This window comes from Mycobacterium rhizamassiliense, assembly GCF_900157375.1.
Classification (GTDB): Bacteria; Actinomycetota; Actinomycetes; order Mycobacteriales; family Mycobacteriaceae; genus Mycobacterium; species Mycobacterium rhizamassiliense.
Window position 1 is genome coordinate 4,704,959 of record NZ_LT721901.1, and the last position, 19,277, is coordinate 4,724,235.

Below are 19,277 nucleotides of genomic sequence, written 5' to 3' on the forward strand. Positions count from 1 at the left end.
CAGTCGGGGGCGAACGGGACCAATGAAGCAATTTTGGAGGAGAAACATGACTGACCGCGTGTCGGCGGGTAACTTGCGCGTGGCCCGAGTGCTTTACGACTTCGTCAATAACGAAGCCCTGCCTGGCACCGGCATCGACGCGGACAGCTTCTGGGCGGGTGTCGACAAGGTCGTCACCGACCTCACCCCGAAGAACCAGGATCTGCTGGACCGGCGCGACCAGCTGCAGGCCCAGATCGACAAGTGGCACCGGCAGCGCGTGATCGAACCCCTCGACATCGACGCCTACCGTCAGTTCCTCACCGAAATCGGCTACCTGCTCCCCGAACCCGGCGACTTCACGATCACCACCTCGGGCGTCGACGACGAGATCACCACGACCGCCGGCCCGCAGCTGGTGGTGCCGGTGCTCAACGCCCGGTTCGCGCTCAACGCCGCCAACGCGCGGTGGGGTTCGCTGTACGACGCGTTGTACGGCACCGACGTCATCCCGGAGACCGACGGCGCCGACAAAGGCTCCAGCTACAACAAGGTCCGCGGCGACAAGGTGATCGCCTACGCGCGCAACTTCTTGGATGAGGCGGTGCCGCTGGCATCGGGCTCGTGGACCGACGCGACCGGCCTGAGCATCACCGACGGGCAGCTGCAGGTCACCGTGGGCGGCGAGACCACCGAGCTGGCCAGCCCCGAGAAATTCGTCGGGTACACGGGCGAGCTCGGCTCCCCCAACTGGTCGGTGCTGCTGGTTAACCACGGCCTGCACATCGAGATCCTGGTCGACCCGCAGTCCCCGGTCGGCAAGACCGACGCCGCCGGCATCAAGGACGTGGTCCTGGAGTCGGCGATCACCACGATCATGGACTTCGAGGACTCGGTGACCGCCGTCGACGCCGACGACAAGGTTCTGGGCTATCGCAACTGGCTCGGCCTGAACAAGGGTGATTTGGCCGAGCAGGTCAAGAAGGGCGACAAGACCATCACCCGGGTCCTCAACGAGGACCGCACGTACACCACGCCGGACGGCGGCGAGCTGACCCTGCCCGGGCGCAGCCTGCTGTTCGTCCGCAACGTCGGGCACCTGATGACCAACGACGCGATCGTCGACGCGGAGGGCAACGAGGTGTTCGAGGGCATCATGGACGCGCTGTTCACCGGGTTGACCGCGATCCATGGACTCAAGGCGGGCGGCGACAACGGCCCGCTGGCCAACAGCCGCACCGGCTCGGTCTACATCGTCAAGCCCAAGATGCACGGCCCGGACGAGGCCGCCTTCACCTGCGAGCTGTTCAGCCGCGTCGAAGACGTGCTGGGGCTGCCGCAGGGCACCCTCAAGGTCGGCATCATGGACGAGGAGCGCCGCACCACGGTCAACCTCAAGGCGTGCATCAAGGCCGCCGCCGACCGGGTGGTGTTCATCAACACCGGCTTCCTGGACCGCACCGGCGACGAGATCCACACCTCCATGGAGGCCGGCCCGATGATCCGCAAGGGTGCGATGAAGAACAGCACCTGGATCAAGGCCTACGAGGACGCCAACGTCGACATCGGCCTGGCCGCCGGCTTCAAGGGCAAGGCCCAGATCGGCAAGGGCATGTGGGCGATGACCGAGCTGATGGCCGACATGGTCGAGCAGAAGATCGGCCAGCCGAAGGCCGGCGCCACCACCGCGTGGGTGCCCTCGCCGACGGCCGCCACCCTGCACGCGATGCATTACCACTACGTCGACGTGCGGGCCGTGCAAGACGAACTCGCCGGCAAGAAGCGCACCAACATCGACGAGCTGCTGACCATCCCGCTGGCCAAGGAATTGGCTTGGGCCCCAGAGGAAGTCCGCGAGGAGCTGGACAACAACTGCCAGTCCATCCTGGGCTACGTGGTGCGCTGGGTGGAGGCGGGTGTCGGCTGCTCGAAGGTGCCCGACATCCACAACGTCGCGCTCATGGAGGACCGCGCCACCCTGCGGATCTCCAGCCAGCTGCTGGCCAACTGGTTGCGCCACGGCGTGATCACCGAGGAGGACGTGCGCGCCAGCCTCGAGCGGATGGCGCCGCTGGTCGACGAGCAGAACGCCGGCGACGCGGACTACCGGCCGATGGCGCCCGACTTCGACGAGAGCATCGCCTTCGCCGCGGCGCAGGAGCTGATCCTGTCCGGCGGCCAGCAGCCCAACGGCTACACCGAGCCGATCCTGCATCGGCGCCGCCGCGAGTTCAAGGCTCGCGCGCGTGCCTGATGCGGGCACAACTTGCGGGATAGGAACGGGGCGGCAGAAAGGCGGCGGGCACCTGCATGGGTAGGCACAGCAAGCCCGACCGCGGCGGCTCCGTCGAAGAGCCGGATGACGATGCCGCCGACGACGATTACGCGGCCCGCCACGTCGACGGGGACGATCTCGACGACTCCGACGATCTCGACGACGCCGGCGAACCGTACGAGGCCGGCGAGTACGAGGACTTCGCGGAGCAGGACTTCCCTGTCGGCGAGGATCGCTACGCCGAAGACGATGCCCTAGCCGTCGGCCCGGCCGACGACGAATACCCCGAATTCCCGCCCCGGCCTGCCGATCCCGCGGGTTCCGAGCCTGCCGCCAGCGCGGGCCTGTTCGGCGGCGGCAATCGCCGCATGCTCAGCGATTGGCGCGGCGGCCACCGCAGCACCAGCGGTCGGCGCGGCGTCAGCGTCGGCGTGATCGTGGCGCTGGTGGCAGTCGTCGTGGTGGTGGGCACCGTCATCGTGTGGAGCTTTTTCGGCGATGCGCTGTCCAGCCGCTCGCACGAGGCCTCCGCGCGCTGCGTCGGCGGCAAAGAGGGCGTCGCCGTCGTCGTCGACCCGTCCCTCGCCGACCAGGTGCAGCAGCTCGCCGAAAGCTTCAACTCGACGGCGGCCCCGGTCCGCGATCACTGCATGGTGGTGAACGTCAAACCGGCCGGCACCGACGCGGTGGTCGGCGGATTCATCGGCAAGTGGCCCGCGGATCTGGGCGCGCAGCCGGCGTTGTGGATCCCGGGCAGCTCGGTCTCGGCGGCGCGGCTGTCCGCGGCGGCGGGTCAGAAGACGATCAGCGACAGCCGCTCACTGGTGACGTCGCCGGTGCAGCTCGCCATGCGGCCCGAACTGCAGCATGCGCTGACCAACCAGGGTTGGGGCGCGCTGCCCGGGCTGCAGACCAATCCGAATGCCTTGGCGGGCTTGAACTTACCGGCCTGGGGCTCGCTTCGGCTCGCCCTGCCGACCAAGGGCAACAGCGACGCCGCGTATCTCGCCGGTGAGGCAGTCGCGGCGGCGTCGGCGCCGCCCGGCGCACCCGCCACCCAGGGCACTGCCGCGCTGCGCGGCCTGCTGGGCGCGCAACCCAAGCTCGCGGACAACACCCTGATCGAGGCGATGAACACGCTGCTGAAGCCCGGCGATGCGGCGACCGCACCGGTGCACGCGGTGGTGGTCACCGAGCAGCAGCTGTTCGAGCGCGGCCAGTCGGTGCCGGACGCCAAGAACACGCTGGCCTCCTGGCTGCCGTCCGGACCGGCGCCCGTCGCGGACTATCCGACCGTGATGCTCAGCGGCTCGTGGTTGTCGCCCGAGCAGACCTCGGCGGCCAGCGAGTTCACCCACTTCATGCGCAAGCCCGAGCAGCTCGCCAAGCTGGCCAAGGCCGGTTTCCGGGTCAACGGGGTCAAGCCGCCGAGCAGCCCGGTGACCAGCTTCGCCGCGCTGCCGTCGACGCTGTCGGTGGGTGACGACACGTCGCGCGCCATGCTGGCCGACGCGATGTCCGCCCCGTCGAGTGGGCTGGCCGCGACGATCATGCTCGACCAGTCGCTGCCGGTCGATGAGGCTGGAAAGACCAGGCTTGCCAATGTGATTGGCGCGCTGAGCGACAAGATCAAGGCTTTGCCGCCCAGCTCGATCGTGGGACTGTGGACGTTCGACGGTCACGAGGGCCGGTCGGAGATCGCGACGGGCCCGCTGGGCGACCCGGTAAACGGGCAACCCCGCAGCGCCGCGTTGACGACCTTGCTGGACAAGCAGTATTCGTCACCGGGCGGGGCGGTGTCCTTCACCACGCTGCGCATGCTCTACCAGGAGACCCAAGCCAAATTCGTTGCAGGGCAGCCGAATTCGATCCTGGTGATCACCGCCGGGCCACACACGGATCAATCTTTGGACGGTCCGGGCCTGCAGAATTTCATCCGCACCAGCGCGGACCCGGCCAAGCCGATCGCGGTCAACGTCATCGATTTCGGCGCCGACCCGGACCGCGCAACCTGGGAGGCGGTCGCCCAGCTCAGCGGCGGTGGCTACCAGAACCTCGCGACGTCGGCCTCCCCCGACCTTGCGAACGCCATCAACACTTTTTTGGGCTGACACACACCACCGTCCAACGCTGGGGGGTCGACGGAGATGACACGCCGGATCAACGTCGCGGTCATCGGTGAGTTCGACGAGTCCTTCGCCCCGCATGTCGCCACCAACGCCGCGATCCGGCATTCGGCCTCCGCACTCGGCGCGGACGCGGAGGTGGCGTGGCTCGATACCGCGGCGCTGGAGCGCAACCTGGGCCCGGCTACTCATGCGGACGCGCTGTGGTGCGCGCCGGGCAGCCCGTATCGCAGCCTCGCCGGCGCGCTTGCCGCCCTGCGGTTCGGCCGCGAGAACGGCGTGCCCACGCTGGGCACCTGCGGCGGATGCCAGCACATCATCTTGGAGTACGCCCGTAATGTGCTGGGCTTCAAGGATGCTCAGCACGCCGAGTACGACCCGTACGCGTCGCGGCTGTTCGTCACGGCACTGACGTGCTCGCTGGCCGGCAAGACCATGCCGGTCAACGTGGCGCCGGGCTCGATCGCCTTCCGCTGCTATGGAACGTCCTGGGTTGAGGAGTCCTATTACTGCAACTTCGGATTGAACCCCGACCAACGGCCGGCGCTCGAGGCCGGCGGGCTGTGCATCACCGGGGTCGACGACGACGGCGAGGCCCGCGTTTTCGAGCTGCCCGGGCATCCCTTCTACGTCGCAACGCTGTTCGTCCCGCAGGCGCGCTCCACGGCCTCGGAGCCCCACCCGCTGGTGACCGCGCTGCTGTCGGCCGCGCACACCCCGAACGAAGGACGCCAATGAACGTCGACTTCACTCCCGATCCCGACCTGTACCCGTTCGAGCCGCGCTGGTTCGACAGCTCGCGCGGGCGCCTGCACTACGTCGACGAGGGCGACGGCCCGCCGCTGGTGATGTATCACGGCAATCCGACGTGGAGCTTCCTGTATCGCGACATCATCGTCGCACTGCGCGACCGATTCCGTTGCATCGCAGTCGATTACCTCGGCTTCGGGCTGTCGGAGCGCCCGGCCGGATTCGGCTACACCGCCGAGGAGCACGCGCGCGTCGTCGGCGAGCTCGTCGACCACCTGGGCCTCGACGGCTACCTGACGATGGGTCAGGACTGGGGTGGGCCGATCAGCATGGCCGTCGCGGTGCAGCGCGCCGAGCGTGTGCGCGGAGTCGTCTTGGGCAACACCTGGTTCTGGCCGGCCGACCTGCCGACGCAGATCTTCTCTCGCGTGATGTCCAGCTACCCGATGCAGCGTGCGATCCTGCAGCGCAACTTCTTCGTCGAGCGCCTGATCCCACCGGCGACCGCGCGGCGCCCCAGCCCTGCGGTGATGGAGCATTACCGCGGGGTGCAGCCCAGTCCCGCCGCGCGGGTGGGTATCGCTCAGCTGCCCAAGGAACTCAGAGCCGCCCGCCCGCTGCTGGACCGGCTGAGCCGCGAGGTGCCGGCCAAGCTCGGGGCCAAGCCCGCGTTATTCGTCTGGGGCATGAAGGATCTCGCGTTCAAGCCGGGCCGCACGCTGCCCCGGATGCGCGCGGCGTTTCCCGATCACACCCTGGTCGAGCTACCGTGGGCAAGCCATTTCATTCAAGAGGACGCGCCCGGCGAGATCGCCGCGGCGATCTCCGAGCGTTTCGGCTAGGCGGCATGCCGGGCCAGCGCAACGCCGACTTGCACTTCCAGTTCGCTGACGGTGATGGTGGGCGCCCGCGGTGGGGCAGTCGACCGGTAGGCCTGGCCAGTTGGTGTAGCGAATTCTGCATTGTGAGTGTGGGTTTCGTCGATGGCGGTGGTGACCCGCCACCCGGTGGACTCCTTGGTGTAGTTGCACCGCTCGCATAGGCCGAGGCCGTTGGCCGCGGTGGTAGGTCCGGCGTCGGCCCACGAAAGCGCGTGGTCGCGGTGCCGGACAGGCGCATCGCAGTAGGGCGTTCGACAACGTTGATCCCGCATCTCGATGAAGCGGGCCAGACCGCGCGGGAAGAGCCTAGCCCGTGACTCCATCGCCACCAGCGCGCCGGAGCGGGGGTGCGTGTAGAGCCTGCGCAGCGTCGCGCGGGACCGTCGATCGCCAACGGCCTCGGAGACCATCGCGCGGGCAACCGCGACCGGAATGGGGCCGTAACCGCTGATGTCGCCCGGCGCGGTGTCACCGCCCAGCAGCGTTTCATCCGACAGGACAAGGTTGACTGCTATCGGCACCGGGACGGCCGCATTGCGCCCGGTGACCCGCTCGACAAGTGCGTCAGCCATCACCTGTCCCCGGGAGCGGCCGTCGCTGCGCGTGTCGGCCTCGCGGCGAAGCGCCGCGTATACCGAAACACCTTGCGCCACAGGTAATAACGCGGTCAAATAGGTCATGGTGTCGGGTGCCGGCCGGATGGTGACCGTGCGTTCGTTGTCTGCCTTGGCAGCTCGTTCGACGACGGCATGAGGATCCAACCGATAAGCGATCGCCTTGGCCGCGGCCGCCACCCGCGCATCGCCCATACCGTTCAGTCTGTCCGGCTCGGCGCACAACTCGGCATCCAAAGTTCGACGATCCTCGACTTCCAGGCACGCGCTCTCGCGCACGATCAGGGTGGCACGCCACTCCGAGAGTGCGCCGCATTCGAGTGCCGCCAGAGTGTGCGGCATCTCGTGCACGAGGGCCTTGGCAAAGCCGAGGTGACGACCACCGCGGGCGGGGGAATCCCGTCGCGCCAGCGCGATCTCGCTGGCCACACCGCGCCCACGCTGCGCCAGGGGCACCCCGTTGGCGGCTTCGGTGGCGCGGCGCGTCGCGTCCAAGGCGGCCGCTGCTCGTGCTTGGCCGGCCGCAGCCGCGGATTTGATTCGCTCTAGCTCCGCGATGCGCTCGATCAATGCCGATTGATCGGCCAGATCTGTATCGAACATGTGTTCGAGAATATACGGAGCCAACGACAGCAATTCATGCCGCCCTGCGAGGCGGGCCGAATGGGCTGCTCAATTCGTACCTGAGCGCTGCTAGCTCACGCGACACACGCTGGTAGTCGTCCAACAGTCCCATCAATTCCAGGAATGTCGCACGACGGCTGGTCGCCGCGTCGAGCAGGTCAAAAACCGGATGGCGGTGGGCATCACTCGAATGCATGCCCGGACACTAGGTCCGCGTACCGACAACAACGCCTGGCCCCTCTAGGCGAAGGCCTCCACCGGCGGGCACGAGCACATCAGGTTGCGGTCGCCGTAGGCGCCGTCGATGCGTCGCACCGGCGGCCACACCTTCGGCCGGAACGCCGTACCGAGCGGGTAGGCGGCCTCCTCGCGGCTGTACGGGTGATCCCACTTGTCGGCCACCAGGCACTCGGCGGTGTGCGGCGCGCCCCGCAGCGGATTGTCGTCGGCGGGCCACTCCCCCGAGCCGACGCGGTCGATCTCGCGGCGGATCGCGATCATGGCCTCGCAGAAGGCATCGACCTCGGTGAGGCTCTCGCTCTCGGTAGGCTCCACCATCAGCGTGCCGGCCACCGGGAAGCTCATGGTAGGCGCGTGAAAACCGTAGTCCGCCAAGCGTTTAGCGACATCGTCGACGGTCACGCCGGTGGACTTCGTGATCCCGCGCAGGTCCAGGATGCACTCGTGGGCGACCATGCCGTTCTCGCCGGTGTAGAGCACCGGGAAGTACTCGTCGAGGCGCCGCGCGATGTAGTTGGCGGAGGCGATCGCGGTCAGCGATGCCGCGCGCAAGCCGTCGGGGCCCATCATCCTGATGTAGGCCCAGCTGATCGGCAGGATCGAGGCCGACCCGTACGGCGCCGACGACACCGGGTGGCCCTGCGGCAGCTCGGGGGCGTACGGGTGACCCGGCAGGAACGGCGCCAGATGCGAACGCACCGCCACCGGGCCCACGCCCGGGCCGCCGCCGCCGTGCGGGATGCAGAACGTCTTGTGCAGGTTCAGGTGGCTGACATCGCCCCCGAACTTGCCGGGCCGGGCGAGACCGACCAGCGCGTTGAGGTTGGCCCCGTCGACGTACACCTGGCCCCCGGCGTCGTGCACGGCCGCGCAGATCTCGGCGATGTCGTGCTCGTAGACGCCGTGGGTGGACGGGTAGGTGATCATCAGGGTCGACAGCTGCTCGGCGTGCTCGCTGACCTTGGCGCGCAAGTCGTCGAGGTCGACGTCGCCGTTGTCCAGGCAGCCCACCACGACCACTCGCATGCCCGCCAGCGCCGCCGACGCGGCGTTGGTGCCGTGCGCGCTCGACGGGATCAGGCAGATCTTGCGGTGCGGCTCGCCGCGGCTGGCGTGGTAGTCGTGGATCGCCAGCAGGCCGGCGTACTCGCCCTGCGAACCCGCGTTGGGTTGCAGCGACACCGCGTCATACCCGGTGATGCCCACCAGCCAGGCCTCCAGGTCGGCGATGAGCCGGCGCAGCCCCGGCGTGTCGGAGGCGGGGGCGAACGGATGCACCCGCGAGAATTCCGGCCAGGTGATCGACTCCATCTCGGCGGCCGCGTTGAGCTTCATCGTGCACGAGCCGAGAGGAATCATGCTGCGGTCCAACGCAATATCCTTGTCGGCCAGCGTGCGCAGGTACCGCATCATCGCGGTCTCGGTGTGGTATTGCGTGAAGGCGGGATGGGTCAGGAACTCCGATGTGCGGTTGACGATCCCGGCGCACACCGGCTGGACGGCCAGTACGCCGAACGCGTCGAGTACCGCGGCGACGTGTGCATCGGTGGTTGCCTCGTCGCACGCCACCGACAAGTGGTCGGCGTCCACCCGCCACAGGTTGACGCCCTTGGCCTTCGCGGCGGCCAGCACCTCGTCGGCCCGGCCCGGCACCCGGGCCAGCACGGTGTCGAAGTACTTGTCGTGCACCAGGGCGTCGCCCAGCCCGGCGGCGATGGCCTCGGCGTGGCCGTGCACGCGGCGGGCGATCGCGGTCAGCCCGTCGGCGCCGTGGTAGCTCGCGTACATCGCGGCCATCACTGCCAGCAGCACCTGCGCGGTGCAGATGTTGCTGGTGGCCTTGTCGCGGCGGATGTGCTGCTCGCGGGTCTGCAGCGCCAGGCGGTACGCCGGTGCGCCGTCGGCATCGACGGACACGCCGACCAGCCGGCCCGGCAGCTGGCGGGCCTGCTTACCGTGCACCGCCAGATACCCGGCGTGGGGGCCGCCGAATCCCATTGGCACACCGAATCTTTGGGTGCTACCGAAGGCGATGTCGGCGCCGATCTCGCCCGGCGGCGCGATGAGCGTGCACGCCAACAGGTCGGCGCCGATCGCGACCAGCGCGCCGCGCTCGTGGGCCTGGGCGACCAGCGCGGTCCAGTCCGTGATGCGACCGCTGGCACCGGGCAGCTGCGCGATGACGCCGAAGAACTCCCCGTCCGGCAACCCCTCGCGCAGGTCCGCGGTCACGATCTCGATGCCCAGCGGCTCCGCGCGGGTGGCCAGCACGGCTGCCGTCGCGGCGAACACGTCGGTGTCGACCGCCAACCGGTTCGCGTTGCCGCGAGCCGCCCGGTGCATCAACGTCATCGCCTCGGCGGCCGCGGTGCCCTCGTCGAGCATCGACGCGTTGGCGATCTCGAGCCCGGTCAGGTCGGTGACCATGGTCTGGAAATTCAGCAACGCCTCCAGCCGGCCCTGGCTGATCTCGGGCTGATACGGCGTGTAGGCGGTGTACCAGGCCGGGTTCTCCATGATGTTGCGCAACAACACCGGTGGCGTGAGCGTGTCGTAGTACCCCTGACCGATCATCGACACCGCGACGGTGTTCGTGTCGGCCAGGGCGCGCAGCTCCGCCAGCGCCTCGTACTCGGTGGCCGCGGGCGGGAGCCCGTCCAGGCCGGGTGCGGCACCGCTCCCGCTGGTCTTGTCGAAAATGCGCGACGGGACCGCCTTGGCGGCCAGCTCTTCGAGCGAGTCGACTCCGATGACGGCGAGCATGGCGGCGACGGCCTGGCCATCCGGGCCGATGTGCCGGGCTGCGAAGGTTGATTGGTCTGGCACGGGCGAAACTCCTGACAAGACGTCGCAAAGGCAGAGGACTAGCGGCCCTCTCCCTCTGTCTTCACCCGTTCGCCAGGCGCCTGAGAGATTCGGCGCCGCGTTGCGCGGTGCCTTTCCCCATCGGCGGGCGTCGACCGTTGAAGGTCTCCACCGCTTTCCAGAGGCATCGTTAACTCGTGCGGTCCGGGTGCCTGAGAGGTTGATGGAGAGGTATTGCTCCTTCGGCGTCCGCGACTGGCAGCCGCGAAACTCTCCCGCTCAAAGTGCGATGCGCGGCCCAGTCTACCCGGCCGGTTAACCCGTGTGCGGCTAGCCGATCTTGCGGTCGCGGGTCTTGCGCCGGGAAGCCAGCTCGTCTTCGGGGGCGGTGATCGACTCGCCGCCATCGGCGCGCTCGCCCGGGAAGTCGGCGATGATGCCGGTCAGCTCGCGCATGGCGCCGGACACCGCGATCCCGAATACGCCCTGCCCGCCCTGCAGCAGGTCGACGACCTCTTCGGCCGAGGTGCACTCGTAGACGGTGGTGCCGTCGGAGAACAGCGTGATGTTGGCCAGGTCCTCGACGCCGCGCTGACGCAGGTGGTCGACCGCGACGCGGATGTTGTGCAGCGAGATGCCGGTGTCCAGCAGCCGCTTGACGATCTTGAGGACCAGGATGTCCTTGAAGGAGTACAGCCGCTGGCTGCCGGAGCCGGCCGCGCTGCGGATCGACGGTACGACCAGCGACGTGCGCGCCCAGTAGTCCAGCTGGCGGTAGGTGATGCCCGCGATCTGGCATGCGCTGGGTCCGCGGTAGCCGACCAGCTCGTCAGGCACCGAATCGTCCGGGAAAAGACCGGGCTGCACGGGTTGGCTTGCCGCAGTGAGGTTGGCGTCACCGCTGGTCGCCGCGTCCGCTTGGGCAGCAAGGTCGAGCTGTTCTTGCCGAGGCTGCTCGCTCACCCTGGTTCCTCTCGCCGATCGCGCTCTTGTCACTAGCTGCGTCCATTGGGCTGCCTAGACAGCCACGCTCGCTCAGGCCCGAGTGCTAGTGAGCTTACGCTTTTCGATAGCCGCCGCACCTTAAGTCGTCATCAAAGTATGGCCGTCATAAGGAGAACTGGCCGCGTATCCGTCAGGCGTGTCGTTATCACAGCTTCAGATGAGACTGATCCGTGATATCGGCCTCCAGCGTAATACCCGGCGGGCGGCCGTTTTCCCCTGGCCGCTGCCAGCGGGGATGTCTGATCAGGTGGCCTTGAAGTCGTCGGGCGAGACGCTGTCGAGAAACTCCTTGAATTTCTCCACCTCGTCCTCCCGGACGGCGGTGTTGGACTCTTCGTCGCCCTCGTCGGGGATCAGCAGGCCGGCCTGAGCCAGCACGGCCTCCTCGACGTAGATCGGAACGCCGACCCGCAGCGCGATCGCCACGGAGTCCGACGGGCGCGCCGACACGGTGATGTTGCGGTCGAAAACCAGGTCGGCGTAGAACGTGCCCTCCTGCAGATCGACTATCCGCACTTCCTTCAGCGAATGTCCAAGCGCGGCAATGAGATCCCTGATCAGGTCATGGGTCAGCGGGCGGGGCGGCTCGACGCCCTGTTGCTCGAGCGCGATGGCGGCGGCCTCGGACTGTCCGATCCAGATCGGCAGGTACCGGTCACCGTTTGCCTCGCGCAGCAACAGCACCGGCTGGTTCTGCGGCTGTTCGACACGAATGCCGACCACACGAACTTCACCCATCTGCGTCTGCCCTCCGCATGCCGTGTCCGCCTCGCGCTCGCCGCGACGACTCGGTGAAACGCAACGTTTCTCCCGACCGTCGAACGCCGATCCGTTGAGGGAAGTCTAGTCCTCAGCGATGCAGAACGTCGCGAACGGCAGACTTGATCAACGACGTGTGCAAAGTGATGGCCAGCGCCGCAACTTCACGAGCCAGGTCGTCGGCGCGGTCGAGAGCGCCGGCCTTGTCGGTTTTGACTACCGGACCGGCGATTTGGGCGATCAGGTCGGACTGCCGGTCGGCCGCCGAGCGGAAGGCGCGCAGGTGCCGCGGCTCGACGCCGTACTCGGACAGCGCCCGCGCGCACTGCAGGATCACCACGGTGTGTTCGTCGAAGAACCCGCCCGGGCCGGTGGTGATCACGCCAGCTTTGAGCAGTGCCGACAGCAGGTCGTCGTCCACCCCCGAGCGCGCCAGCAGGTCCGCGCGGCTCAACCGGATGTGGGTGGGCGCCACCGCCGCCGCATCGGAGGTGTCCCCCGAGACAAAACCAGCGCCGTCGCCGATGTCGGCGCTGCCCCCGACCGATACCAATCGCGGTACGCCGTAAGGCGATCCCACCGCCGGCAGCTCGCCGTCCGGCTGGGCGTCCAGCTGGGACCTGATCACCTTCAGCGGCAAGTAGTGGTCGCGCTGCGCGGTCAGGATGAAACGCAGCCGGGCGCAGTCGTATGCGGTGAACCTGCGGTACCCCGACGCGGCGCGCTGCGGCGTCACCAGGCCTTCGGCCTCCAAGAAGCGAATCTTGGAAATGGTGACATCGGGGAAATCCGGCCTCAGCAGGTCCAAGACTGCCCCGATCGACATCCCGGCGAGTGCCGGGCTATCGGGTGCGCTCACTAGCCGGAAGATCCCCCGTCGTCGTCGCCCTTGGGTCCGGTCAGGAAGACCAACCGGAACTTGCCGATCTGCACCTCGTCACCGTTGGCCAAGACCGCCGAATCCACCGGCTCGCGGTTGACGTAGGTGCCATTCAGACTACCGACATCAACCACCTGGAATTCGTTGCTTTCCAAACGAAATTCGGCGTGGCGGCGGCTCACCGTGACGTCGTCGAGGAAGATGTCGCTGTCCGGATGCCGGCCGGCCGACGTGATCGCCTGGTCGAGCAGGAAGCGCGATCCCGCGTTGGGGCCCCGCTTGACGACCAGCAAAGCCGATCCCGCCGGAAGCCCCTCGACCCCGGATACCGCGTTCTCGGCGCCGGTTTGCGCGGGCGCGTCGAGTTCGTTGAGGAAGTCGGCGCGAAAGACCGAGGTGGTTTCCACCGTGACTTCGTCAGAGTCGTTGTCCATGTCCGTCACGCGCTGCTCCTCACTGGCCGCTGTGGCGTTGTCTGACCGGGCCGCTCGGCCGGCTTCCCGCTAAAGGTCTCGCTCGGTGTGTAAGCCCCGGATTGCCGATTACGTGCCTTCTCCTGCTGTTGTGTCGACCGTACCGCGCAGTGGTATGGAATGCGCCTACCACCTCCAGGATTGCCAGCCGGTTTCCCGGCTTGCCCTGCCCCCCGGCTGGTCCGCCCGTCGCGGCCCGTGTGGCGACCCGCGTTGTCTTCGTGCGAAGGGCTGGCAGGGACATTAGCAATTGTCATTCGGTCAGTGTGCCGCGGTAGGCCTCGGCGTCCAGCAGCGCTGTAATGGCCGACTCCAATTCGGAGACATCAGAGACCTGGACGTCGACCAGCCAGCCGGCGCCGTAGGGATCGGAGTTGACCAGCTGCGGATCGCCCTCCAGATCGCCGTTGACCGCCGACACCGTGCCCGAGATCGGGGCGAACAGGTCGGACACCGACTTCGTCGATTCGACCTCGCCGAAGGAATCGCCGGCGCTGATGGTGGCGCCGACGTCGGGCAGCTGCACGAAAACGACGTCGCCCAGTGCCGACTGCGCGAAGTCGGTGATTCCGATCCGCACGGTGTCATCACCGCTGCGGCGAACCCACTCGTGTTCGGCGGTGTAGTGCAGGTCGGGCGGGATATCGCTCACGGCAATCCTGTTCTGATCGGCTGCTGGTCGGGCAAGTTCACTTGACGGGCTGAGCGTATTGGTGTGGTTTTGGTTGCCGCAAGGTGGTCACGTCAACCCGGTTGGCCTGCTGCACGGACATCCGCCCGCCAACCCGCTTGATGCTGTCCTCGGCGCCACCGGGAATGTTCATCGCCGCGGCCAGCGTGGGCGGATCACCAATCGCCAGAACCGAATACGGCGGCGCCAGGGTCTTGCTGTCAATGGTCAACGAGCCAGGGCTACCCACTACCCACGTATCGACACCTACCCGCACCGACTGGTGTGCGTCGTTGACCTCGAGCGCCTCGGCGCCGGCCGCGCGCAGCTCGTTGATCACGTCGAGCATCACCTCGGGTGACACGCCGGGGCCGGGATCGTCGATGGTGACGGTGACACCGGGTCCGGTGGCACCCACGGCGCCCACCAGGATGGACAGCGCGGCCAGCCTGGCCTGCGCGCTCTTGATGGCGGCCTGATCGGAATTGCCGGACGCCTGCAATGAATTCAGCGTGTTCTGAAGCTCGCTCACTTCGGTGTTCAGCGTGGCTTCGCGCTGCCGCAACGAATCCAGCAGCACCAGCAGATCGGCGGGCCGGGCCGTGTCCAGCGAGTCGCCCGTCTTGGTCTGGCGGACCTGCGTGACGATCGCGATTCCCAACACCAGGCACAGCAGCGTCGCCAGCGCCCCGAACATCAGCCGGGAGCGAGCGCTGCGCACCACCCCGGACAGGCCCGTGCGGTGTGCCGACCCGATACCGGGGCGGTTCGAGGGCAGTTCGTGGCGGCCGCGCGGCGCGGCCTCGCCCGCCGCCGGATCGGCCTTGGGCCGACCGTCCTGCGTTGGCGCATCACGACTTTCGTCGGCGGCGCCGGTTGGCGGGTCCTGGGTCATCGTGTCACGCCCCGAAGAGTCGCCGCCGTAGCGCGGCGGCGTTGCCGAAGATGCGGATGCCCAGCACCACGATGATGGCCGTGGACAACTGGGTGCCGACACCCAGCTGGTCGCCGACGTAGACGATCAGGGCCGCCACGAAAACGTTGAACACGAACGAAATCACGAAGACCTTCGGATCGAAGATCCGTTCCAGGTAGGCCCGCAGCCCGCCGAACACGGCGTCCAGGGCGGCCACCACCGCGATGGGCAGGTAGGGCTGGATCACTTCGGGCACCGCGGGATGGAAAATCAAGCCCAGCACGATGCCGATCGCCAGCGCCGCGATGCCGATCATGCGCGCGTTCCCGTCGGTAGCGCCGACTCTATTTCCACTACGGCCCAATCTGTTTGGCGAATTTGACATCCCGGACGGAACCGGCGGGCAGCGACAGGCCGTCGGAGACGTTCACGGCGACGCCGACGCCGTAGGACATCTCCAGCAGCCGAAGGCGCTGCAGTCCGGGGCTGTTGTCGAAGACGTCGCGCATCGCATGCGGCGGCCCGACCGCGAGGATCGTGTACGGGCTGCTGGTGGGGTTGTTGTCGACCAGAATCGCTCCCCCGGCCTGGCGGATCGTGACGTTCGGCCCGATGCGCGCGCCCCCGACCGAGATCGCCTCCGCGCCGCTGGCCCACAGCGAGTTGACGACGAGCTGCAAATCGCGGTCCAGGATGATCTGCCTGCTGCCGTTGACGCGCTGCTTGGACACGTCGGAGAGATTCGGGCTGGCGCCGGGATCGGTGATCGTGACGGTCAGCCCCGGGCCGATGATCGGCCTGCTGGCCGCCGCCAGGCTCAGCTCGTCGAGCCTGCCGAGCAGCCGCTGGCCCTCGGCGTCTTCGGCCAGCGCGTGCCGCTGCACGTCGTCGACACGCGTCGACAGCGCGCTGCGCTCCTGGGCCAGCGTGGTCGCGGAGCCCTCCTCGGCCCGGACGCTTCGGACCAGCAGCTGCTGGGCGCTGCGCACGCCGGGCTCGACGGAGCGGGCCTGCGCGACGGCCGCCGCGAAGACGGTGGCGACGAGCATCGCCGCCAGGGCCTGCCACAGCCAGCCGACTGCGCGCGCCCGTCCGGTCCGCGGTTCGCCGGCGCGGTCCCGCTTCTCGGCCGCGGCCGCGTAGCCGGGATCCAGGTGCTCCGAGAGCAGGGCGCGCAGCAGCGACGGCACCGGGATGAGCGTGGGCCGCTGCGCGGCATGGGCGCTGCGGCCGGCGTTGGGGTCGTAGCCGCCCAGCAGGCGGTCGGGTTCGGTCATGCGCGCCCGCCCGCGACTTTGGGCATGCGGCGCAGCACCAGCGTCATCTGCACCGCGTACAGCGCGAACGCCCACAGGTAGGCGTACAGGCCCCAGATCAGAAAGCCCCAGCCGCAGGCGCCGATCACCCGGCTCCACAGCGCGTCCCAGGTCCCGAGCAGGACCAGCGGGAAGCCGGACATCAACGCGAACGTCGCGGCCTTGCCGATGTAGGTGACCGGCAGCGCCGAGAGCCCGCGGCTGCGCAGCAGCGGCAGGCACGCCGCCAGCAGCCCGTCGCGGACCAGCAGCGTGGCGACGAACCACCACGGCACGATTCCGTCGAAGGCCAGCACGACGGGAACGGTGATCATGTAAAGCCGGTCGACGGCGGGGTCCAGCAGCACTCCCAGCCGCGACGACTGGTTCAGCGTCCGGGCGATCTTGCCGTCCGCCCAGTCGGAGGCGCCGCTGAACATCAGAATCGCCACGGCCCAGCCGTTCGCGTGCGCGACCATCAGCGCGTAGATGAAGACCGGGATGAGCGCCAGGCGGACGACGCTCAACAGGTTGGGCACCGTCAGCACCCGGTCGGGCGGATCCGACTCCATGAGCCGTGACATTAGCCCGCCCGCGTCTGGGTCCGCAGCATGGGACGAGCCGATCGCCCGGTCTAGCGGAACACCCCGGGCAGGCTCAGCGTGGACAGCGTGTCGTCGGACAGCGGGTTGTCGTTGACCATGTAGGTCCACGTCGACGTCGGGCGCGCCAGCTTGGACAGGTCCAGGCCGGGCTCGGATTCCAGGACGTTGGCGGTCTCGAACGTCTGCTGGGCCGCCTCGATGGCGTCGGCGGCCAGCGACGCGAACGCGTCGACAGCCATCCGGTGGAACTCGTCCAGCGGGTTCTGCCGACCCAGCGCCCGCAGGTGAATGCTTTCGCGGATGTCGGCCAGGTAGGCCAGGTGATCGGCCCAGCCGCGGTCCAGGTGATAGAGCATGATCTGCCGGCAGATGGTCTCGAGGCGTTCCTCGGAGACGTCCTCGGCCAGTTCCTCGTAGCGCTCCGACGCCAGCTCGGCCAGCTCCTCGCGAGCGGTTGCGGTGCGCAGCAACGTGTTTCGACGATCCACGATGATCGCGCGCTGCTGGGCGATCAGCTGGTTGTAGCGCCAGGTGTTCGCGTGCACGTCGAGCAGCCGGCCCTCGGCGACGCGCTGCGCGTGGTCGAGCAGGCTGGTGGTCTTCGGGCTGAGGATCCTGCCGTCCTCGTCGGTCTGCTCGGGCAGCTTGTTGCGATCGAGGTTGGCGGCGACGACGTCGTCCTCCCAGCTCGAGAAGAACACCGACGAGCCCGGATCGCCCTGACGTCCGGCGCGGCCGCGCAGCTGGTTGTCCAGCCGCTCGGTGTGGTGGCGGCCGGTGCCGACGACGTGCAGCCCGCCCAGCTCGGCGACGCGGTCGTGGTCGGCCTCGTCGGATCCGCCCAGGCGGATATCGGTGCCGCGCCCGGCCATTTGGGTGGACACCGTGACCACGGCGTGCTTGCCGGCCTCGGCGATCACCTCGGCTTCCTCGGCGTCGTTCTTGGCGTTGAGAACCACCGCGGCCACGCCGCGGCGCACCAGGCGCTCGTGGATGTCTTCGGACTCGGCCACGTCGCGGGTGCCCACCAGTACGGGCTGTCCGGTCTGGTGCACGTCGGCGATGTGGTCGATGATCGCGTCGTTCTTGGCCGCGGCGGTGACGTACACCCGATCGGACTCGTCCTCGCGAATGTTCGGCTCGTTAGACGGAATTGGGGAGACACCCAGCTGGTAGAACTGGCGCAGCTGCTCACCGGCGGCCAGCGCGGTACCGGTCATGCCGCACACCGTCGCGTAGCGGTTGATCAGCGCCTGCACGGTAATGGTGTCGAGCACCTCGCCGGTCTCGGTGGTCTCGATGCCCTCCTTCGCCTCGACGGCGGCCTGCAGCCCGTCCGGCCAGCGCTGCAGCTGCGCGATGCGGCCGCGGGAGGAGTTGATCAGGTGCACAGCGTCGTCGCGGACGATGTAGTGCACGTCGCGGTGCAGCAGGACGTGGGCGTGCAGCGCGACGTTCACCTCGGTGAGCGTCGTGACGACGTGTTCCTCGGAGTACAGGTCGATACCGCCGAGCGCCTTCTCGACCTTGCGTGCGCCGGCATCGGTCAGGTGCACGTTGCGGCTGTCGGAGTCGGTGTCGTAGTCGGTCTCGGCCGCCAGCTCGCCGACCAGCTTGATGATCTCCAGCCGCGGCGTCTCCCGGTGCGTGGTGCCGGCCAGCACCAGGGGCACCAGCGCCTCGTCGACCAGCACGGAGTCGGCCTCATCGATAAGGGCCACATCGGGATTCGGCGACACCAGGTCGTCGACGTCGGTGACGAGCTGATCGCGCAGCACGTCGAAGCCGATCTCGTTGACCGAGGCGTAGGTGACGTCGCAGCCGTAGGCGGCCTTGCGCTCCGCGCTGGTCGACTCAGCGGTGATCCAGCCGACCGTCAACCCCATCGCTTCCAGCAGCGGGCTCATCCACTCGGCGTCGCGGCGGGCCAGGTAGTCGTTGATGGTCACCACGTGGACGTGGCGGCCCGCGATCGCATAGCCGGCTGCCGCGATCGCCCCGGCAAGGGTCTTGCCCTCACCGGTGGCCATTTCGATGACGTCGCCGGCCAGCATGCGCAGCGCGCCCAACAGCTGAACGTCGAAGGGCCGCAAGCCCGTTGCCCGCTCGGCGGCTTCGCGGGCGATCGCGAGGAACTGCGAGATGTCGTCCGACTCCGCGAGGTCGTCGAGGTTGAGCAGCCCGGTCGCTTTGCGAAGCTGCTCGTCCTTCAGTCCGGCCGCTTCCTCGTCGTATCCGGACGAGTCGGTGACCTGGGACAGGGAGCGGGATCGGTTCTTTTCCGTACTGGCCCCGAGCAGTCGCCAAAATCGGCTGCTCAGGCGGCCCGGTTGAGCGCGGCTGGTCTTCGGCACAGGTCAACGGTACGCGGTGAGCAGCG

The 19,277-nt window shown here is 68.2% G+C and carries 16 protein-coding genes and 2 riboswitches; of the genes, 4 read left to right on the top strand and 12 right to left on the bottom strand.

Annotated features, from left to right (window positions below; all coding sequences use genetic code 11):
• Positions 1–46 precede the first annotated feature (46 nt).
• The 4 genes from MRAB57_RS22735 to MRAB57_RS22750 are packed head-to-tail and all read left to right on the top strand — an operon-like array spanning position 47 to position 5,972.
• Positions 47–2,233: a malate synthase G gene (locus MRAB57_RS22735; protein WP_077089344.1), complete on the top strand. Its 2,187-nt coding sequence runs from the start codon at positions 47–49 to the stop codon at positions 2,231–2,233.
• Positions 2,234–2,289: 56 nt separating this feature from the next.
• On the top strand, positions 2,290–4,365 hold the full coding sequence (locus tag MRAB57_RS22740) for a substrate-binding domain-containing protein (RefSeq protein WP_077089345.1): 2,076 nt from the start codon (positions 2,290–2,292) through the stop codon (positions 4,363–4,365).
• A gap of 36 nt (positions 4,366–4,401) precedes the next feature.
• Positions 4,402–5,118: a CTP synthase C-terminal region-related (seleno)protein gene (locus tag MRAB57_RS22745; RefSeq protein WP_077089346.1), complete on the top strand. Its 717-nt coding sequence runs from the start codon at positions 4,402–4,404 to the stop codon at positions 5,116–5,118.
• A complete protein-coding gene (locus tag MRAB57_RS22750) occupies positions 5,115–5,972 on the top strand; it encodes a haloalkane dehalogenase (RefSeq protein WP_077089347.1) in 858 nt (285 codons plus the stop codon). Before MRAB57_RS22745 ends, MRAB57_RS22750 begins: the two co-directional genes overlap by 4 nt.
• Here MRAB57_RS22750 and MRAB57_RS22755 read toward each other — a convergent pair.
• The 12 genes from MRAB57_RS22755 to secA2 form a co-directional block, all read right to left on the bottom strand.
• Complete coding sequence (locus tag MRAB57_RS22755; protein ID WP_077089348.1) at positions 5,969–7,228, bottom strand: HNH endonuclease; 1,260 nt, start codon at positions 7,226–7,228, stop codon at positions 5,969–5,971. The genes MRAB57_RS22750 and MRAB57_RS22755 overlap by 4 nt on opposite strands.
• 261 nt (positions 7,229–7,489) lie before the next feature.
• A complete protein-coding gene (gcvP, locus tag MRAB57_RS22760) occupies positions 7,490–10,315 on the bottom strand; it encodes an aminomethyl-transferring glycine dehydrogenase (protein WP_077089349.1) in 2,826 nt (941 codons plus the stop codon).
• Positions 10,316–10,360: 45 nt separating this feature from the next.
• A riboswitch (glycine riboswitch) is annotated at positions 10,361–10,484 on the bottom strand.
• Positions 10,485–10,582: riboswitch (glycine riboswitch) on the bottom strand. It lies immediately after the preceding riboswitch.
• A 42-nt stretch (positions 10,583–10,624) separates the two neighbouring features.
• Positions 10,625–11,257, bottom strand: a complete 633-nt coding sequence (locus MRAB57_RS22765) for a MerR family transcriptional regulator (protein ID WP_077089350.1) — start codon at positions 11,255–11,257, stop codon at positions 10,625–10,627.
• A gap of 285 nt (positions 11,258–11,542) precedes the next feature.
• Complete coding sequence (locus MRAB57_RS22770) at positions 11,543–12,037, bottom strand: bifunctional nuclease family protein (protein WP_077089351.1); 495 nt, start codon at positions 12,035–12,037, stop codon at positions 11,543–11,545.
• A 112-nt stretch (positions 12,038–12,149) separates the two neighbouring features.
• A complete protein-coding gene (gene ftsR, locus MRAB57_RS22775; RefSeq protein WP_077089352.1) occupies positions 12,150–12,917 on the bottom strand; it encodes a transcriptional regulator FtsR in 768 nt (255 codons plus the stop codon).
• Positions 12,917–13,372, bottom strand: a complete 456-nt coding sequence (gene garA, locus MRAB57_RS22780) for a glycogen accumulation regulator GarA (RefSeq protein WP_108637980.1) — start codon at positions 13,370–13,372, stop codon at positions 12,917–12,919. The genes ftsR and garA overlap by 1 nt, the downstream gene beginning before the upstream one ends.
• A gap of 292 nt (positions 13,373–13,664) precedes the next feature.
• Positions 13,665–14,063, bottom strand: a complete 399-nt coding sequence (gcvH, locus tag MRAB57_RS22785) for a glycine cleavage system protein GcvH (protein ID WP_077089354.1) — start codon at positions 14,061–14,063, stop codon at positions 13,665–13,667.
• 37 nt (positions 14,064–14,100) lie between these two features.
• Positions 14,101–14,976 carry a DUF881 domain-containing protein gene (locus tag MRAB57_RS22790; RefSeq protein ID WP_077089355.1) on the bottom strand — a complete coding sequence of 292 codons (876 nt, stop codon included), beginning with the start codon at positions 14,974–14,976 and terminating at the stop codon, positions 14,101–14,103.
• A gap of 4 nt (positions 14,977–14,980) precedes the next feature.
• The gene (locus MRAB57_RS22795) at positions 14,981–15,313 is read right to left on the bottom strand and encodes a small basic family protein (RefSeq protein ID WP_077081077.1); all 333 of its coding nucleotides are present in this window, start codon (positions 15,311–15,313) and stop codon (positions 14,981–14,983) included.
• A gap of 37 nt (positions 15,314–15,350) precedes the next feature.
• Positions 15,351–16,274, bottom strand: a complete 924-nt coding sequence (locus MRAB57_RS22800) for a DUF881 domain-containing protein (RefSeq protein WP_077089356.1) — start codon at positions 16,272–16,274, stop codon at positions 15,351–15,353.
• Entirely contained in the window at positions 16,271–16,864 is a 594-nt protein-coding gene (locus MRAB57_RS22805) for a CDP-alcohol phosphatidyltransferase family protein (protein WP_077089357.1), read from the bottom strand. The genes MRAB57_RS22800 and MRAB57_RS22805 overlap by 4 nt, the downstream gene beginning before the upstream one ends.
• A gap of 62 nt (positions 16,865–16,926) precedes the next feature.
• Positions 16,927–19,251 (bottom strand): accessory Sec system translocase SecA2, encoded by a 2,325-nt coding sequence (gene secA2, locus MRAB57_RS22810; RefSeq protein WP_108637981.1) that lies wholly within the window; start codon positions 19,249–19,251, stop codon positions 16,927–16,929.
• Positions 19,252–19,277 lie beyond the last annotated feature (26 nt).

Bases quoted from the DNA above. Each gene is read 5' to 3' on its own strand.
- MRAB57_RS22735 (WP_077089344.1), top strand. From the start codon at position 47: ATGACTGACCGCGTGTCGGCGGGTAACTTGCGCGTGGCCCGAGTGCTT.
- MRAB57_RS22740 (WP_077089345.1), top strand. From the start codon at position 2,290: ATGGGTAGGCACAGCAAGCCCGACCGCGGCGGCTCCGTCGAAGAGCCG.
- MRAB57_RS22745 (WP_077089346.1), top strand. From the start codon at position 4,402: ATGACACGCCGGATCAACGTCGCGGTCATCGGTGAGTTCGACGAGTCC.
- MRAB57_RS22750 (WP_077089347.1), top strand. From the start codon at position 5,115: ATGAACGTCGACTTCACTCCCGATCCCGACCTGTACCCGTTCGAGCCG.
- MRAB57_RS22755 (WP_077089348.1), bottom strand. From the start codon at position 7,228: ATGTTCGATACAGATCTGGCCGATCAATCGGCATTGATCGAGCGCATC.
- MRAB57_RS22770 (WP_077089351.1), bottom strand. From the start codon at position 12,037: ATGGGTGAAGTTCGTGTGGTCGGCATTCGTGTCGAACAGCCGCAGAAC.
- garA (WP_108637980.1), bottom strand. From the start codon at position 13,372: ATGGACAACGACTCTGACGAAGTCACGGTGGAAACCACCTCGGTCTTT.
- MRAB57_RS22790 (WP_077089355.1), bottom strand. From the start codon at position 14,976: ATGACCCAGGACCCGCCAACCGGCGCCGCCGACGAAAGTCGTGATGCG.
- MRAB57_RS22795 (WP_077081077.1), bottom strand. From the start codon at position 15,313: ATGATCGGCATCGCGGCGCTGGCGATCGGCATCGTGCTGGGCTTGATT.
- MRAB57_RS22800 (WP_077089356.1), bottom strand. From the start codon at position 16,274: ATGACCGAACCCGACCGCCTGCTGGGCGGCTACGACCCCAACGCCGGC.
- MRAB57_RS22805 (WP_077089357.1), bottom strand. From the start codon at position 16,864: ATGGAGTCGGATCCGCCCGACCGGGTGCTGACGGTGCCCAACCTGTTG.